This window comes from Streptomyces sp. NPDC019531 (assembly GCF_044903305.1).
Taxonomy (GTDB): Bacteria; Actinomycetota; Actinomycetes; order Streptomycetales; family Streptomycetaceae; genus Streptomyces.
On the sequence record NZ_JBJDQL010000044.1, the window covers coordinates 34,397 to 50,090 of the forward strand.

Sequence of the window (15,694 nt, forward strand, 5' to 3'; positions counted from 1 at the left end):
ACGCATGGCGGCGGGGAACGGCCGGTGGACCTGGACCTGTCGCTGCCTGGTGAGACGACCGGGGTGCCCGCGTGAGCGGGTGCCCGAAGATCAGCCGATCCCGCTGAAACCCGCCTCGTGGTCGTGGAGCGTGAGGGTGCCCGGTCCCCCCGCCGAGTATCTCCGCCTTCTGCCTGAGCAACTCCACGACCGCCGGGGCGGGCCGCCCGTACACGTCGATGGACCTCAGTTCGATGAGTCCGCCGAACGCCCGGAACCCGGGCCCGCCGACCGCCAGGTGAAGCTCCATCGACGCAGAGTCCGGACGGACGGCCACCCCGGTCATCGTGGACTCGGACTCGTCGACTGGAAGTGGTGGGCGATCAGCTGCGGCTCACGCTCCGCGACGAACGCGGCCAGGTCACGCAATGGGTTCCGCCATGGCGCCCGAACCTGGCACCGGGCCCCGGCAGGGCCCACCCGGCACGCGGTCCGCCTCCGGCGCGTACCCTCTCGTACGACACGCTCCCCCTCGTACGACACGATGGCTGTCGTACGACGCCTGTCCGCACGTTCGACACGAAAGAGACCCCCATGGCCCCCGCCCCCAAGCCGGAGATCCTGGCCGCGTTCGAGGCGGCGAAGGGATTCATGCCCGTGGACGAGGGGCTGGCGCTCCATGCCGCCGCCGTCGAGGCGGGTGCGCTCGGGCTGCCGCTGCTGGAGGTCGGTACGTACTGTGGTCGGTCCGCGATCCTGCTCGCCGACGCTGCCCGCGAGACCGGGGTCACCGCGCTGACCCTCGATCACCACCGCGGTAGCGAGGAGCAGCAGCCGGGCTGGGACTACCACGATCCGGAGACTGTGGACCCGGAGATCGGCCTGATGGACACGCTGCCGACGTTCCGCCGCACCCTGCACCGTGCGGGGCTGGAGGAGCACGTGGTGGCGCTGGTCGGCCGCTCGCCGCAGATCGCGAAGTTCTGGCGGACTCCCCTCGGCCTGGTCTTCATCGACGGCGGCCACACCGATGAGCACGCCACCGCCGACTACGAGGGCTGGGCTCCCCATGTGGCCGAAGGCGGCCTGCTCCTCATCCACGACGTCTTCCCGGACCCGAAGGACGAGTTCACCGGCCAGGCTCCGTACCGCGTCTACCTCCGGGCCCTCGACTCAGGCGCCTTCACGGAGGTCTCGGTGACCGACTCGCTGCGCGTCCTGCGGCGAACGAGGGCGGGGATGTGACCCCGCCAGTCCGGTCTCAGCTGTAGTGGTAGCGGCCTTTGAGGATCTTCACTTCCTAGTCGTCTGCCCGGTACACGAGACGGTGTTCGTCGACCAGGTGCAGGCCCTGACCGGCCGATAGGGTGGCTGATGTGTCGTACGTAGGCCCGGACTTCGATCCTCCCCAGCCCCGCCGCCCCCGCCGCAGACCCCTGACCGTGGCGGTCGCCGCGCTTGTGCCGGGGGCGTTGCTGGGGTGGCTGGTGTACGAGGCGGTGAGCGGGACCGGGACCGACGGCGGCGGCGGGGCGGACACGGCGATCGTACGGACGACGCCTTCGACGGCGGCCTCCAGCTCGCCCGCCTCCGGCGAATCCACCTCCTCCCCCACCGCTTCGGCGCCCGCGGCCGCCGGCCCGCTCAAGGGCAAGGTGGTCGTCATCGATCCCGGTCACAATCCCGGCAATGTCCAGCACCCCACCGAGATCAACCGCAAGGTGGACATCGGCACGAACTCGAAGGAGTGCGACACCACCGGTACGTCCACGAACTCGGGTTACGCGGAAGCCCAGTTCACGCTGGACGTGTCCCATCGGCTGAAGGCGCTGCTGGAAAAGCAGGGCGCCACCGTGAAGTTGACCCACGACAACGGCTCACCGACCTGGGGCCCCTGCGTGGATGAACGGGCGGCGATCGGCAACAAGGCCCACGCGGACGCGGCGATCTCCATCCACGCGGACGGCTCGGCGGCCGGCAACCGCGGCTTCCACGTGATCCTTCCGGGCTCGGTGCACGCGGGCGCCGCCGACACCCGCCCCATCGTCGCCTCCTCGGCCGACCTCGGCGAGCGCATCGCGGGCAACTTCGTCCGCGTCACGGGCGAGCCGCCGTCCAACTACATCGGTGACGGCACCGGTCTCGTCACGCGTGAGGACCTGGGCGGTCTCAATCTTTCAATGGTTCCCAAGGTGTTCATCGAGTGCGGCAACATGCGCGACAGCAAGGACGCGGCACTGCTCACGACCGGCGCCTGGCGACAAAAAGCGGCGCAAGGAATCTCCCAGGGAATCGTGAGTTTCCTGCGGAGGTAGTGATCGCCGGGTTGAACCCGCCGAACACCCTGCTCGGACGGACGATAGTGTCGTCCCTAAGATGGGGCGCCACTTCCGCGCTTCACACCGCGTCCCGACGGCGACATGGTGACGGCGACGCCTCCACCGATGACGAGAAGACTGAACCGAAGGACCCATTGAAGTGAATATCCGCTCCCTCACTCGAGGCGACGGCGTGGTGATCGGAGCAGCGGTGTTGCTGTTCATCGCGTCGTTCCTCAGCTCATTCTCCATCGACGGTGCCTCGTCGAGCAGCGACATCCCCAACGCCTGGGACAACCTCGGCCTGGCGATGAGCATGTACGTCGGCGGCATCATCGGCGCGGTCCTGATCATCGTCGCCCGGGCACTCCCGCAGCCGCCGAAGGTCGCCGGACTCGACCTCGGCCCGCTCGGCGTCGCGCTGACCATCTTCGCCGCGTGGACCTCGCTCTGGAGCATCATCGACCCGCTGGGTTCGCTCAACGACAGTTCGAGGATCAGCGCCGGCTCGGGCCTCATCCTCGGCCTCATCGCCGCCCTCCTCCTCGCCGGCGGCGCAATCGCCACCCCCCTGGTCCCCGCCCTCCAGGCCGCTCTCATCCCCGCCCCCAAGCCCGCCGCCCCCCAGCCCTACGGCGCCCAGCCCCCCGGCGGCTACGGCTACCCGGGCGCCCAGCAGCAGCCCCAGTACGGCGGCCAGCCCCAGCCGGGCCAGCCCTACGGCGCCCAGCCGCAGCAGGCGCAGGCTCAGCCGCAGCAGGCGCAGCCCCAGCCGCCGGCCGGGGACTTCTCCCCGTTCTGGTTCGCCGTTCCCGTGCCGCGGCCGCTGTTCGCCGAGGACGGCTCGCCCACTCCGATCGCCGAACTCGCGCCGGGCACCTGGTACTTGGCCGTCGAGCAGCGCGGTCCGAGCCTGGTCGCCCAGACGCAGGACGGCCGCCGCGGCGTACTGCAGGACACCTCCGGGATCCAGCGCGGCTGACCCGGCCCACCGGAGCCGTGCACGGCCCCTCGCCCTTCCGGGCGGGGGGCCGTTGTCGTACAGTCGCAGCTCGCAGCTTCGTAACTGACTGGCCGTCAGATGCCGTCGGATACCTGATGGAGGCGTCATGCGACTCGGTCTCGCCCTCGGCTACTGGGGCCGCGGCCCCTCCCCCGATCACGTGTCGCTCGCGCGGGAGGCCGAGCGGCTCGGGTACGACTCCGTGTGGACCGCCGAGTCGTGGGGGTCGGATGTCTTCACCCCACTGACCTGGATTGCGGCGCAGACATCAACGATCAAGCTGGGTACGGCCATTGCGCAGATGGCCGCCCGGTCGCCGACCACCACCGCGATGCACGCGCTCACCCTCGACCACCTCTCCGGCGGGCGCATGATGCTCGGGCTGGGGCTGTCGGGGCCGCAGGTGGTGGAGGGCTGGTACGGCAGGCCGTTTCCCAGGTCGCCGCTCACCGCGACGCGGGAGTACGTCGATGTCGTACGGCAGGTGCTGCGGCGGGAGGCGCCGGTCGTGCTCGACGGGCGGTTCCACTCCCATCCGTACGGCGGTGCGGACGGCACCGGCCTCGGGAAGCCCCTGAAGTCCATCACGCACCCCCTCCGGGCCGACCTCCCCGTACTCCTCGGCGCCGAGGGGCCGAAGAACGTCGCCCAGACGACCCGTATCGCCGACGGCTGGCTCCCCCTGTACTGGTCGCCGACGCGCCCCGAGGTGTACGAGGCCTCGCTCGCCGACGCTCCCGACGGCTTTCTGATCGCTCCCATGGCCCAGGTCCGGGTCTGCCAGGACGTGCGCGAAGGCCTGCTGCCCGTGAAGGCCATGCTCGGCTTCTACATCGGCGGAATGGGACACGTGGCCCGCAACTTCCACGCCGATCTGATGGCGAGGATGGGGTATGAGGAGGAGGCCCGCCGGATCCAGGAGTTGTTCCTGGCCGGCCGCCGCGAGGAAGCCGTGCTCGCCGTCCCGGACGCCTTCGCCGACGAGATCTCCCTCGTCGGGCCGCGTGAACGGATCGCCGAGCGGCTTGAGTTGTGGCGGAAGGGGCCGGTGACGGATCTGTTGGCGCTGTCGCCCGACCGGGAGTCGCTGCGGGTGCTTGCGGAGCTCAACACCTGAGGAAAGAGGAAATCCGAAAGAACTCGTTCGGGTTTCATCCAGGATCCGGCGGCAATCCGCAGAGTATGTCTCGATACAGCAGCGGCAATCGGGCCGGGGCGATCGTAGCGATCGTCGCCGACATCATGGCCCTCATCCTGGGCCTGTGGATCCTGATGTACCTGTTGGACGCCAACCGTGCCAACGACCTGGTGCAGTTCGTCCACAACGCGGCCAACTGGCTGGCCGGCTGGTCGCGTGACCTGTTCACCTTCGACAAGGCCTGGGCCCGCGTGATCGCAGGCTACGGCCTGGCGGCCGTGGTCTACCTGTTCATCGGCCACGCTATCGCCGGACGCATGACGCGGCACTGAGCGCTTTGCGCAGCCGGGCCGAATACGCCCAGGAAGTCGGTCGGAACTGCCGGTCGGCGAGTGCGGGCACGTCAGTGTCTGGTCGCGCCCACGCGGCGGAGCCGCACAGTGGCACAACCCCGCGCCCCACTGGGCGCGCTCACTCGCAGCAGTCGGGATCCAGCCCCTTCGGCAGGTGTTCGCCCCCGAACACCGCACATGTGGCCTCGTGGCCGCCGAGGGCGGCGACAGCCAGCAACAGCGATCCCGCCGTCCAGGTGGTCAGTTCCCGGGGCCATATCGCCTTGTCCTCGAAGACGTAGCCCGTCCAGTACAGGCCGGTCTCCGCGTCCCGCAGGTGCTGGATCGACTGGAGGATGTCCAGCGCGCGGTCCGACTCGCCCATCACCCAGAGAGTGAGGGCGAGTTCGGCCGATTCCCCGCCCGTGACCCACGGGTTGGGGACCACACAGCGGACCCCGAGACCGGGCACGACGAAGCGCTCCCAGCCCTCCTCCACACGGGACTTGGCCTCCGCGCCGGTCAACGCGCCGCCCAGTACCGGGTAGTACCAGTCCATCGAGTAGCGGTCCTTGTCGAGGAACCGCTCGGGGTGGCGACGGATCGCGTGCCGCAGGGCCCCGACCGCCAACTCCCAGTCCGGCTGCGGCTCTTCGCGCTGTTCGGCGATGGCGAGCGCGCAGCGCAGTGCGTGGTGGACGGAGGAGGAGCCCGTCAGGAGGGCGTCGGTCGTGAAGCTCCCGTCGTCCTCGCCCTTCCAGCCGATCTCCCCGCCGGGCTGCTGGAGTCCGAGGACGTACTCGATCGCCGCGTGGACGGCCGGCCACATGCGGTCCAGGAACACGTCGTCGCCGGTGGACAGGTAGTGGTGCCACACGCCCACCGCGAGATACGCGACGAAGTTCGTCTCGCGCCCGCGGTCGGTGACATCCGCGAAGTCGCCGTCGGCATAGGCCGCGTACCAGGAGCCGTCCTCGTTCTGGTGCCGCGCGAGCCACTCGTAGGCCCGCTCGGCCGCCTCGTGCTCGCCCGCCGCGTCCAGCGCCATCGCGGCCTCGGTGTGGTCCCAGGGGTCCAGATGGTGTCCGCGGAACCACGGTATCGCCCCGTCCTCCCGCTGCACGGCCAGGATCCCGGCCACGGTCGCGGCGGCCTGCTCGGCGGTGAGGACCCCGGGCAGGACGAGGTGTTCTGTCCGGGGGGTCGTCACTTGGCGGCCGCCTCGTTCTCGGAAAGGCGCGGCAGGTGCGGCTTGGTCGCGTACGCCACGAAGCTCTTGCCGATCAAAGGGTTGAGGGCCTGCTCGGCGACCCTCGTCGCCAGCGGCTTCTTCATGATGTCCCAGACCAGCAGCTTGTGGTACGCCTGCACCGGCAGCGCCTTGTCGTTGTCGACGCCGAACGCGCACTTCAGCCACCAGTACGGCGAGTGCAGCGCGTGCGCGTGGTGGGTGCCGTACGGCTTCAGCCCGGCTTCCCTGATCTTCGCGAGCAGTTCGTCCGCCTTGTAGATGCGGATGTGGCCGCCCTCGACCTCGTGGTAGGCGTCGGACAGGGCCCAGCAGACCTTCTCGGGACCGTAGCGCGGGACGGTGATGGCGATGCGGCCGCCGGGCTTCAACACCCGGACCATCTCGGCGAGTACGCCCTTGTCGTCCGGGATGTGCTCCATGACCTCGGAGATGATCACGACGTCGAAGGACTCGTCGGGGAAGGGCATCGCGAGCGCGTCGCCCTGCATGGCCGTGGCGGTGGCCCCTTCCGGCGCCTCGCCCGCCTCCTCCATCGCCGCGAACCACTTCGCGACCTCGCGGATGTCGTCGGCGTTCTGGTCCAGGGCCACGACCCGCGCGCCGCGCCGGTAGCACTCGAACGCGTGCCTGCCGGCCCCGCAGCCGAGGTCCAGGACACGGTCGCCCGGCGCGAGCGGGAACCTGGAGAAGTCGACGGTCAGCACGTGGCCCTGCTTTCGGAATAGACACCGGTGTCTGTGGTGGGGACTGCGGGTGCGGCACCCGTGGGGGCCGCGGAGCGGCTGGGGCTGCCGGCGGAGCCGGTGATCGCCTCGCGGTACCGGGACACCGTGCCCTCCGCGGCTTTCGCCCAGGTGAACTTCGTCAGTACCCGCTCACGCCCGGCCCGGCCCAGTCGCGCTCTCAGGTCCGGGTCGCCCAGGAGGCGGCTCAGGGCGGCAGCCAGTGCGCCCGGGTCGCCCGGCGGTACCGCGAGGCACGTCTCGCCGTCGCGCCCCGCCACCTCGGGGATCGCGCCGCCCGTCGTCGCGACCAGGGGGGTTCCGGTCGCCATGGCTTCCGCCGCCGGCAGCGAGAAGCCCTCGTAGAGCGACGGTACGCAGGCGACCTCCGCCGAGCGGACCAGGTCGACCAGTTCCGCGTCCGAGATGCCCTTGACGAAGTCGACGGCGCCTTCGAGGCCGTAGCGCTCGATCGCGACGGCGACCGGGCCCTCCGTGGGCCGTTTGCCGACGACCACCAGGTGCGCCCCGGGGTGTTCCGTGCGTACCTTCGCCAGCGCCTCGACGAGGAAGACCAGCCCCTTGAGGGGGACGTCGGCGCTGGACGTGGTGACGATCCGGCCGGGGACGACCGGCACCGACGGATCCGGCTTGAACAGGTTGGTGTCGGCGCCGATGTGGACGACGTGGATACGGTCGTCACGGACCCCGAGGTGGTCGACGATCTCCTGGCGGGAGGTGCCGGAGACGGTGAGCACGGACGGCAGGCGGCGGGCCACCCGCTTCTGCATGCGGGTGAAGGCGTACCAGCGGCGCTTGGACAGCCGCTGCTGCCAGCCGTCGGCCGCGTCCAGCTCCAACTGCCGGTCCACGGTGATGGGGTGGTGGATGGTGGTCACAAGCGGGGCGCCGACGTCTCCCAACAGGCCGTAGCCGAGGGTCTGGTTGTCGTGGACCACGTCGAACTCACCACTGCGGGCCCGGAGATGGCGTCGGGCCCGCAGGGAGAAGGTCAGCGGCTCGGGGAAGCCGCCGGTCCACATCGTGGCGACTTCCAGGGCGTCGATCCAGTCCCGGTACTCGCCGCGTTTCGGGGTGCGGAAGGGGTCCGGGGAGCGGTACAGGTCGAGGCTGGGCAACTCGGTGAGCGGCACTCCCTCGTCGAGGACGGGGTACGGCTGGGAGCCTATGACCTCGACCCGGTGGCCGAGGCGGGCCAGTTCGCGCGAGAGGTGCCGTGTGTAGACCCCCTGGCCCCCGCAGAACGGGTTCCCCTTATAGGTGAGGAGCGCGATACGGAGCGGTCGCTCGCCGTCGGCGGCCAGGTCCTCGAAAGACGCCGCCTGACTGGCCTCAGCGGTCACTCTGGGCCCCCTTCTGCCTGCACTGTCCCGCGAGATTACGACGAGACGGTAATCTAGAACAAGTTTCAGACTTGATCGTTCAGGAGGCTCTGAATCTACCGGCAGGTAGGGGCCCTGTGAGCGGTGGAGCGGGTGATTCACGCCACGAACACCGTGACCGCGCCACGGCCCGGCACCCTGTCATGCTGAGTGATCACACACCCTCACGGACTGTCACGGAACCCAAGGTGGACAAGGTGGCCAAGTCGACTGGAGTGGAAACCAGTACCGCGCGATCCGACGTACCGCCGCTGACCGAGCGGCAGGAGGCGCGGCGCCGCCGCATCCTGCACGCGAGCGCACAGCTGGCGAGCCGCGGCGGCTTCGACGCGGTGCAGATGCGGGAGGTCGCGGAGTCCTCGCAGGTGGCGCTCGGCACCCTCTACCGCTACTTCCCGTCCAAGATCCATCTGCTGGTCGCCACCATGCAGGACCAGCTGGAACACATGCACGGCACGCTCCGCAAGAAGCCGCCGCAGGGCGAGACGGCGGCCGAGCGGGTAGCGGAGACGCTGATGCGGGCCTTCCGCGCCCTCCAGCGCGAGCCGCATCTGGCCGACGCGATGGTCCGCGCCCTGACCTTCGCGGACCGCAGCGTCAGCCCGGAGGTCGACCAGGTCTCCCACCAGACCACGCTGATCGTCCTGGACGCGATGGGGCTCGACAACCCGACCCCCGAGCAGCTCTCCGCGGTCCGCGTCATCGAGCACACCTGGCACTCGGCCCTGATCACCTGGCTCTCGGGCCGCGCCTCCATCGCCCAGGTGAAGATCGACATCGAGACGGTGTGCCGTCTGATCGACCTGACGGATCCGGAGAGGCGCGCGTAGCGCCCCACAGGGCCACAGACGTGCAGAGCCGCACGCCGGCACACAAAGGACCTACGAGACGGGTTCCCTTCGCCGGCATGGTCCGGATCAGGTTCCGGGGGTCGCCGTCGAGCCCTACCGCTGCTCTTCGGCCTCTCAGCCCGACCGTCGACGTCGGCACCGGCGGAAGCCTTCGCTTCACGCCCGAGTCGGCTACTCCGCTCGGACTCCCTCACTCGTCTCGTAGGCCTGCTTCCAGAATAGAACGCTCGTCCGAGAATGAACCCCCTCAAACCATGATTTTCTCGACGCCTACTCCTCCGGCGGGAAGACCGGTTCCCCGCTCCCGAGCAGGCTGATCATGATGGCCTCGACCGGGCAGTTCTCGGCGGCCGCCAGGATCTTCTCGTTGGCGTCGGTCTCCGGGTCCGCGGGGTGGGACTGGCGGGCCGTATCGAGGCGGAAGCCGTCGGGGGCGGTGTGGACGCACTGGGCCGAGCCGATGCACAGGGAGCGGTCGACCTCGACGTGCCAGCGGTCTCCCATCGCCTCTCACCCCTCCCAGCCGGCCGGCAGATGGATCATCTTGTGCTCCAGGTACTCGCCGTAGCCCTCCGGACCGAACTCCCTTCCCAGGCCCGAGTTCTTGTAGCCGCCGAAGGGGCCGAACATGTCGAGGCTGAAGGTGTTCACCGAGTAGGTGCCGGTACGGACCTGGCGGGCGACCTCGATGCCGTGTGCCGTGTCGGCGGTCCACACGCTGCCGGACAGGCCGTAGTCGGAGTCGTTGGCGATCTTCACGGCCTCGGCCTCGTCGCCGTAGGGGAGCAGGCAGATCACCGGGCCGAAGATCTCCTCCCGCGCGATCCGCATCGAGTTGTCGACGTCCCCGAAGAGCGTCGGCTCGACGTACCAGCCGCGGTCCAGGCCCGCCGGACGCCCGCCGCCGGTGAGGATCTTGGCGCCCTCCTCCTGGCCGATCCTGATGTAGTCGAGGTTGCGGCGCTGCTGGCGTTCGGCGACGAGGGGGCCTACCTGGGTGACCGGGTCGAGCGGGTCGCCGACGACCAGCGCGCTCGCGGCGGCCGCGAGGGCCTCGGCGAACTCGTCGTAGCGGGAGCGGGGCAGGAGGATGCGGGTCTGGGCCACACAGGCCTGTCCGTTGTTCATCCAGGCGCTCGGCACGATCCCGGCCACGGCCGCCTCGACGTCCGCGTCCGGCAGCACGACCGCCGCCGACTTTCCGCCCAACTCCAGTGTCACGCGGGTGAGGTTGCGGGCGGCGACCTCCATCACGCGCTTGCCCGCGGCCACGGATCCGGTGAAGGAGACCTTGTCGACGCCCGGGTGTCCGACCAGGTACTCGCTGACCTCGCGGTCGGCCGGGAGGATGGAGAGCACACCCTCCGGCAGCCCGGCCTCCTTCGTGATCTCGGCCAGGATGTAGGCGTCCAGCGGCGACTCGGGCGACGGCTTGAGCACCACCGTGCAGCCGGTGAGCAGCGCGGGCGCGAGCTTGGCGGCGGCGACGAACTGCGGGACGTTCCAAGGGACTACGGCGGCCACCACCCCGACCGGCTCGCGACGCACGAGGATACGGCCGAGGACTCCGTCGCGCGTCTCCTCGTACGTGAAGTTCCGTGCGACCGTGATCGCCGAGTCCCAGACCATCATCGCGCCGAGGGCCTGCGCGAGGACGCTCCAGGAGTACGGCGAGCCGTTCTCGGAGGAGATCACGCGGGCGATTTCCTCGTGCCGTATCGCGATGGCGTCCTTGATCCTGGTGACGACCTCGATGCGCTCGTCGAGGGACATCCGCGGCCAGGGTCCCTCGTCGAAGGCGGTGCGTGCGGCGGCGACGGCCGCGTCCACGTCCGCCCGGGAGGCGTGCGGTACCCGTCCGATGACCTCCTGGGTGTGCGGGGAGATCACCTCGATGACGTCCTTGCCCAGGGGGTCGGTCAACTCCCCGCCGATGAACAGCTGTCCGTGTTCCACGAGCTCGGCCATGGCGACTGCCTCCCAGGGGCGGCTTACTGACGATCCATCAGATACGGAACTGATACCAGTTCCCTCCGGAGGAGTCCACGGCCCGCACACCACGGCTGTTGGTGACCTCGGGCTCCCATCGAAACGCGTTCTAGTTATAGTGACGTGGACGCGGTGATTGGGGAGCTCATGGCGCAGGTGTACGACCACGGCGGCGGCGTGCGGTCCGTTCAGGTGCCCATCCCCGACAACCCCCTCGGCCACACGCTCGTGTACGTCATGGAGACCGACCGCGGTCCGGTGCTGGTCGACACCGGGTGGGACGACCCGGCCTCCTGGGACACCCTCGGCGAGGGGCTCACCGCGTGCGGCACCTCGGTCGGCGAGATCCACGGCGTGGTCATCACCCACCACCACCCCGACCACCACGGTCTCTCCGGCAAGGTGCGCGAGGCCTCCGATGCCTGGATCGCGATGCATGCGGCGGACTCGGCGATCGTGCGGCGCACCCGTGAGACCCGTCCCGGCCGCTGGTTCTCCTACATGACGGCCAAGCTCATCGCGGCCGGCGCCCCCGAGGAGCACGTGGCGCCCCTGCGCACCGCCCACCCCCGCACGACCCTGCCCGGCTTCTCCCCCGCCCTGCCCGACCGCGAGATCGTCCCGGGCGAGCTCCTCGACCTCCCCGGCCGCAGGCTCCGTGCCATCTGGACCCCGGGCCACACCCCCGGCCACGTCTGCCTGCACCTGGAGGAGGAGCATCCAGCCCAACTCCCCGGCCACGGCCGCCTGTTCTCCGGCGACCATCTGCTCCCCGAGATCACCCCGCACATCGGCCTGTACGAGGACCCCGACGACACCACCGTCACCGACCCCCTCGGCGACTACCTCGACTCCCTGGAACGCGTCGGCCGCCTCGCCCCCGCCGAGGTCCTCCCCGCCCACCAGCACGTGTTCACCGACGCGCCCGCCCGCGTACGGGAGTTGCTCGCCCACCACGAGGAACGCCTCACCGACCTGCGCTCCCTGCTCGCCGAACCCCTCACCCCCTGGCAGCTCGCCGAGCGCATGGAGTGGAACCGGCCCTGGGACCAGATCCCTTACGGATCACGGAACATCGCCGTCTCCGAGGCTGAGGCGCATCTGCGGCGGCTGGTGAAGCTGGGGCGGGCGGAGGCGGTGACGGGGAGCGATCCGGCGACGTACGTGGCCGTCTGACCGACTCCGGGTACCTCCCTTCGGGCGAGTAGAGCGGCGCGGTCGTCACCCCCGCCGTGGGCCCCGCCGTGGTCAGGGCACTACGCAGAGCCACCCGGCGGGCGGCGTTCGAGAGCGCGGTCACATTCGAGCCTCGTTGACCAGTGAAGCACCCCACATGACCCACATCACCAACTAACCGCACTAGTAGTGCATATCGGACGCCATGTCCGCGACAAAATGGCCTCTGACCTGCACATTGAGAGCCAGATCACACGACACCCCCACCCCCCGGATGCGACCACAACTAGTAAAAAGGGTCATTGCGGACACCCTCCGAGCCTGTTTCTCTGGACCACGTCGCACGGCGCCGACAAGCCCACGGGCCTCGGCGCCGCCGCATGTCCCCCGGGATCGCGAGCGACATCACCGTCCCCGAGAAAAGGTTCCTCGTGTCCGTCTCCCGCATCGCCCGCCGCATCGCTTCTCCGAAGAAGGCCATCACCACCGTCGCGATGGCCGCCGCCACCGCCGGCCTGGTCCTGACCGCGGCGCCGGCCCATGCGGCCACCACCAACTCGTCCGCCCAGGCCAAGGCCATCGCGCACAAGATGATCCCGAACGCCGCTCAGTACAACGCGTTCAGCAAGATCGTCGAGCACGAGAGCGGCTGGGACGTCGACGCGACGAACTCCTCCTCCGGCGCCTACGGCCTGGTCCAGGCCCTGCCCGGCTCCAAGATGGCCTCCGCGGGCTCCGACTGGAAGACCAACGCCAAGACCCAGATCAAGTGGGGTCTCGACTACATGAACTCCCGCTACGGCAGCCCGACCGCCGCCTGGGCCTTCTGGCAGGCCAACGGCTGGTACTGAGCCGCCGGAGCCGAAGGGAGCCACGGCTCCCTCATCGACCACCCGCACCCTCGTTCCCTGACCGGCGAGGGTGCGGGGGCATGTCCGGGCGCATGTCCGGGCGCCGCCGACGGGCCCGCCGACATCCAGGACTCCCCCGCATCCGTGATGGACTTGAGGGCCACCCGCCCGTCCGGCCGTCCGGAGACTCGATGAGCGACCAGAGCAGCACCGGCACGAAGACAGCCGGCGATCCCGAGGCACGCGGCCTGCGTCTGGTGGCCGTGCTGTTGGGGCTGACGGTGGTCAGCGGACTGATCGACGCGGTCAGCTATCTGGGCCTGGAACACGTCTTCACCGCGAACATGACCGGCAACGTGGTCGTGCTCGGTTTCGCCGCGGCCGGCGCGCCCGGTTTCTCGGTGTCGCACACGCTCACCTCGCTGGCGTCCTTCGTGGTGGGCGCGGTCGCCGGCGGCCGGGGCGCCGTACGCCTCGGCGGCGGCTCCCGCCGGACCTGGGCCCGGCTGACGCTCACCGCCGAGGCGGTACTGCTGGGGGTCTCGGCCGTGGTCGCCTTCGCCGCGCCCGGCGCCACGGCCACCGCCTACACCCTGATCGCGGTCACGGCCTTCGCGATGGGCCTGCGCAACGCCACGGTCCGCAGGCTCGGCATCCCTGACCTGACGACTACCGTGCTGACCATGACGCTGACCGGCCTGGCCGCCGACTCCCGGGCGGGCGGCGGCCCCGGCACCCGTTCACCCCGCCGTACCGCGTCCGTGATCGCGATGGTCGCCGGTGCCGGGCTGGGCGCATGGCTGGTGCTCCACCACGGTCTGGGGATTCCGCTGGCGATCGCGGCAGGGCTGGTGGCCGTGCTGGCGGTGACGGCCTCGGGACGCGAGTGATCCCTTGCGGGAGCTACCTCGCAGTGCGACCCATAGCTCCAGGCTGTGACGGGCATCCCCGGGCAGATAGCCGGTTATTCGACTCCGCAAAAGTCAATGTTGAGCGCTCGTTCGCGCCAGGTTGCCTCGCGTTCGTCGTGCTGCTCGACGAGCATCCCCGACCGTCGTTCGTCGGCCTCCGTCATCGCTGAAGCGATGGCGGCCCGGGCATCGAGGTTGTCATACGCGCCACACCACAGACCCCCCGAGCTCTCAACCGCTCCTTCGATACGTCAGCCCGAAGTCCGCCTCCCACTCCGCGGAGGAGTCCTTCGACTGCTCCCACACCCCGTGGATGCTGTCCCCGTCTGCGCTCATCCGCCCGGTGAACCGCTGCCGGAAGGACAACGGCGAGAAGTCCTCCTCCTCGCGCAACAGCTGCCACATCCCACCGCCGAAGGTCATCGCGTACACCCGTACGACCCCTCGCGAGTCGAAGTAGTGCTGGGTGTACGCCCCGGTCTCCGGGTCGACCGAGATGATCGCCATGCTGTCCGGCGCGGGATCCGGCGCCTCGGTCCGCTGCACCAGGAACCGCCCGTCCAACGTCCACTCGAACACGCTTCGCCCGGCAGCCGCCCCCTGCCCGGGAAACTCCGCCTCCACCACCCACTCCCCGACCAGCCCCCGCAACCGCTCCAGAGCTTCCTGCCCTACCGTCGCGTCCATCGCGAACACCTCCTCGGAATGAGGACCCCGTCGGCGGTCCGAAGTCATCGGTGGGTCGACAGTCCCGCCGCCGGGAGCCGCCGCTCCTCGGAATCCTTCGGCACCCACAGCCCGAACCGGCTCTCCAGGTACTCCAGCACCCGCGGCGGACTCATGCTCCCGCCGTCCGTCGGCCAGGCCAGGACCGACGGGTCCGCTCCGTCGTCGTACCGGAAATTCCCGGGGTCGAGGGAGGACAGGACCTGCCCGTCGACCGCGTACTCCACCCGCTGCGTGGCATTGACGTCGCAGCTGACGGCGAGGACGCGGGCGCCCGGGGAGAGCACGGGGAGGTAGTTCACCGCGGAGACGTACGACGTGGAGGCCTGGACGGCGAAGGCCCAGCCCTCGATCTCCCCGGCCCGCACGACCGCGTCCACCGAGCGCCGCAGGAAGCCGAGTTCCGCCACGGCCTCGACGTCCAGATCCTCCAGGTGGTCCAGGCTGAACGGCTCGTCCATCGAGTTGCGGACCTCGATCTCCTGGGCCTGACTGCGGGTGAGCGGGAAGAGGAACTCCCGCCGCGCACCGAGCCGCACGAGGACCTCAGTCGGCGCGAGATGTTCACAGAACACCAGGCTGTAGCCGAAGGGATACGCCTCGGCCACCCAGCGGAGTCCGTCGGTCATGTCTCCATCATGAGGTTCCGCACTCGAACCAGACCGTCTTGCCACCACCCGATCTCGGCCCCACGCCCCACTTGCCCACGACGGCGTCCAGCAGCGCCAGACCACGACCGTGCTCCGCATCCCCGTCCAACTCCCTTACTGGGAGCGGCAGTTCGGACACTCCGTCGGCGACCTCCACCCTGACCCCGGACTCCAGCCGCAGCACCAGCACCACACACCGCCGGTCCGGAACATGGCGTACGACATTGGCGACCAGCTCCGTCACGCCGAGCTCGGCGGCGTCGGACAGCTCCGCCAGCTCCCACTCGTGGAGCAGCGAGCGGACGATACGGCGGATGTGGCGGGCCGAGTGGGCGCCCGCGGTGAGGTTCAGACGCCACTGGGGAATGTATGCGTTCACATGACGAGGGTGAC

At 69.9% G+C, this 15,694-nt stretch carries 17 protein-coding genes and 1 riboswitch; of the genes, 9 read left to right on the forward strand and 8 right to left on the reverse strand.

All coding sequences use genetic code 11. The features are described from left to right. The first annotated feature begins 573 nt into the window (after positions 1–573). From ACI2L1_RS35905 to ACI2L1_RS35925, 5 genes are all read left to right on the forward strand, one after another. Complete coding sequence (locus tag ACI2L1_RS35905) at positions 574–1,224, forward strand: class I SAM-dependent methyltransferase (protein ID WP_404743612.1); 651 nt, start codon at positions 574–576, stop codon at positions 1,222–1,224. 131 nt (positions 1,225–1,355) lie between these two features. Then, positions 1,356–2,294: an N-acetylmuramoyl-L-alanine amidase gene (locus tag ACI2L1_RS35910; protein WP_404743613.1), complete on the forward strand. Its 939-nt coding sequence runs from the start codon at positions 1,356–1,358 to the stop codon at positions 2,292–2,294. A gap of 163 nt (positions 2,295–2,457) precedes the next feature. Then, positions 2,458–3,279: a hypothetical protein gene (locus ACI2L1_RS35915; protein ID WP_404743614.1), complete on the forward strand. Its 822-nt coding sequence runs from the start codon at positions 2,458–2,460 to the stop codon at positions 3,277–3,279. 127 nt (positions 3,280–3,406) lie between these two features. Then, complete coding sequence (locus tag ACI2L1_RS35920; RefSeq protein ID WP_404743615.1) at positions 3,407–4,417, forward strand: LLM class F420-dependent oxidoreductase; 1,011 nt, start codon at positions 3,407–3,409, stop codon at positions 4,415–4,417. Positions 4,418–4,482: 65 nt separating this feature from the next. After that, positions 4,483–4,770, forward strand: coding sequence for a hypothetical protein (locus ACI2L1_RS35925; protein ID WP_404743616.1), 288 nt, complete (start codon positions 4,483–4,485; stop codon positions 4,768–4,770). A gap of 139 nt (positions 4,771–4,909) precedes the next feature. Here the strand turns inward: ACI2L1_RS35925 and ACI2L1_RS35930 are convergent, their stop codons facing one another. Genes ACI2L1_RS35930 through ACI2L1_RS35940 form a run of 3 tightly spaced genes read right to left on the reverse strand, consistent with a single transcriptional unit; the run spans position 4,910 to position 8,108 of the window. Continuing rightward, the gene (locus tag ACI2L1_RS35930) at positions 4,910–5,980 is read right to left on the reverse strand and encodes a prenyltransferase/squalene oxidase repeat-containing protein (RefSeq protein ID WP_404743617.1); all 1,071 of its coding nucleotides are present in this window, start codon (positions 5,978–5,980) and stop codon (positions 4,910–4,912) included. After that, complete coding sequence (locus ACI2L1_RS35935; protein ID WP_404743618.1) at positions 5,977–6,726, reverse strand: class I SAM-dependent methyltransferase; 750 nt, start codon at positions 6,724–6,726, stop codon at positions 5,977–5,979. The genes ACI2L1_RS35930 and ACI2L1_RS35935 overlap by 4 nt, the downstream gene beginning before the upstream one ends. Then, positions 6,720–8,108 carry a glycosyltransferase family 4 protein gene (locus ACI2L1_RS35940; protein ID WP_404743619.1) on the reverse strand — a complete coding sequence of 463 codons (1,389 nt, stop codon included), beginning with the start codon at positions 8,106–8,108 and terminating at the stop codon, positions 6,720–6,722. The genes ACI2L1_RS35935 and ACI2L1_RS35940 overlap by 7 nt, the downstream gene beginning before the upstream one ends. A gap of 182 nt (positions 8,109–8,290) precedes the next feature. Between ACI2L1_RS35940 and ACI2L1_RS35945 the strand changes: the two genes are divergently transcribed. Continuing rightward, positions 8,291–8,977: a TetR family transcriptional regulator gene (locus ACI2L1_RS35945; RefSeq protein WP_404743620.1), complete on the forward strand. Its 687-nt coding sequence runs from the start codon at positions 8,291–8,293 to the stop codon at positions 8,975–8,977. Between the two features lie 47 nt (positions 8,978–9,024). Next, a riboswitch (TPP riboswitch) is annotated at positions 9,025–9,200 on the reverse strand. Between the two features lie 68 nt (positions 9,201–9,268). On the opposite strand, the gene ACI2L1_RS35950 is transcribed toward ACI2L1_RS35945, so the two are convergent. Both ACI2L1_RS35950 and ACI2L1_RS35955 read right to left on the reverse strand, forming a co-directional pair. After that, on the reverse strand, positions 9,269–9,502 hold the full coding sequence (locus ACI2L1_RS35950; RefSeq protein WP_266381693.1) for a ferredoxin: 234 nt from the start codon (positions 9,500–9,502) through the stop codon (positions 9,269–9,271). 6 nt (positions 9,503–9,508) lie between these two features. After that, positions 9,509–10,966: an aldehyde dehydrogenase gene (locus ACI2L1_RS35955; RefSeq protein WP_404743621.1), complete on the reverse strand. Its 1,458-nt coding sequence runs from the start codon at positions 10,964–10,966 to the stop codon at positions 9,509–9,511. 168 nt (positions 10,967–11,134) lie between these two features. Between ACI2L1_RS35955 and ACI2L1_RS35960 the strand changes: the two genes are divergently transcribed. The 3 genes from ACI2L1_RS35960 to ACI2L1_RS35970 all read left to right on the forward strand — a co-directional run bounded on the left by ACI2L1_RS35960 (position 11,135) and on the right by ACI2L1_RS35970 (position 13,904). Beyond that, complete coding sequence (locus ACI2L1_RS35960; protein WP_404743661.1) at positions 11,135–12,163, forward strand: MBL fold metallo-hydrolase; 1,029 nt, start codon at positions 11,135–11,137, stop codon at positions 12,161–12,163. Between the two features lie 431 nt (positions 12,164–12,594). After that, on the forward strand, positions 12,595–13,014 hold the full coding sequence (locus tag ACI2L1_RS35965; protein WP_404743662.1) for a transglycosylase SLT domain-containing protein: 420 nt from the start codon (positions 12,595–12,597) through the stop codon (positions 13,012–13,014). A gap of 191 nt (positions 13,015–13,205) precedes the next feature. Beyond that, positions 13,206–13,904, forward strand: coding sequence for a YoaK family protein (locus ACI2L1_RS35970; protein ID WP_404743622.1), 699 nt, complete (start codon positions 13,206–13,208; stop codon positions 13,902–13,904). A gap of 252 nt (positions 13,905–14,156) precedes the next feature. Here the strand turns inward: ACI2L1_RS35970 and ACI2L1_RS35975 are convergent, their stop codons facing one another. Genes ACI2L1_RS35975 through ACI2L1_RS35985 form a run of 3 tightly spaced genes read right to left on the reverse strand, consistent with a single transcriptional unit; the run spans position 14,157 to position 15,680 of the window. Then, positions 14,157–14,612, reverse strand: a complete 456-nt coding sequence (locus ACI2L1_RS35975) for a hypothetical protein (protein WP_404743623.1) — start codon at positions 14,610–14,612, stop codon at positions 14,157–14,159. Between the two features lie 44 nt (positions 14,613–14,656). Further along, positions 14,657–15,280 carry a DUF6461 domain-containing protein gene (locus ACI2L1_RS35980; RefSeq protein ID WP_404743624.1) on the reverse strand — a complete coding sequence of 208 codons (624 nt, stop codon included), beginning with the start codon at positions 15,278–15,280 and terminating at the stop codon, positions 14,657–14,659. A gap of 7 nt (positions 15,281–15,287) precedes the next feature. Then, positions 15,288–15,680, reverse strand: a complete 393-nt coding sequence (locus tag ACI2L1_RS35985; RefSeq protein WP_404743625.1) for an ATP-binding protein — start codon at positions 15,678–15,680, stop codon at positions 15,288–15,290. Positions 15,681–15,694: the final 14 nt, after the last annotated feature.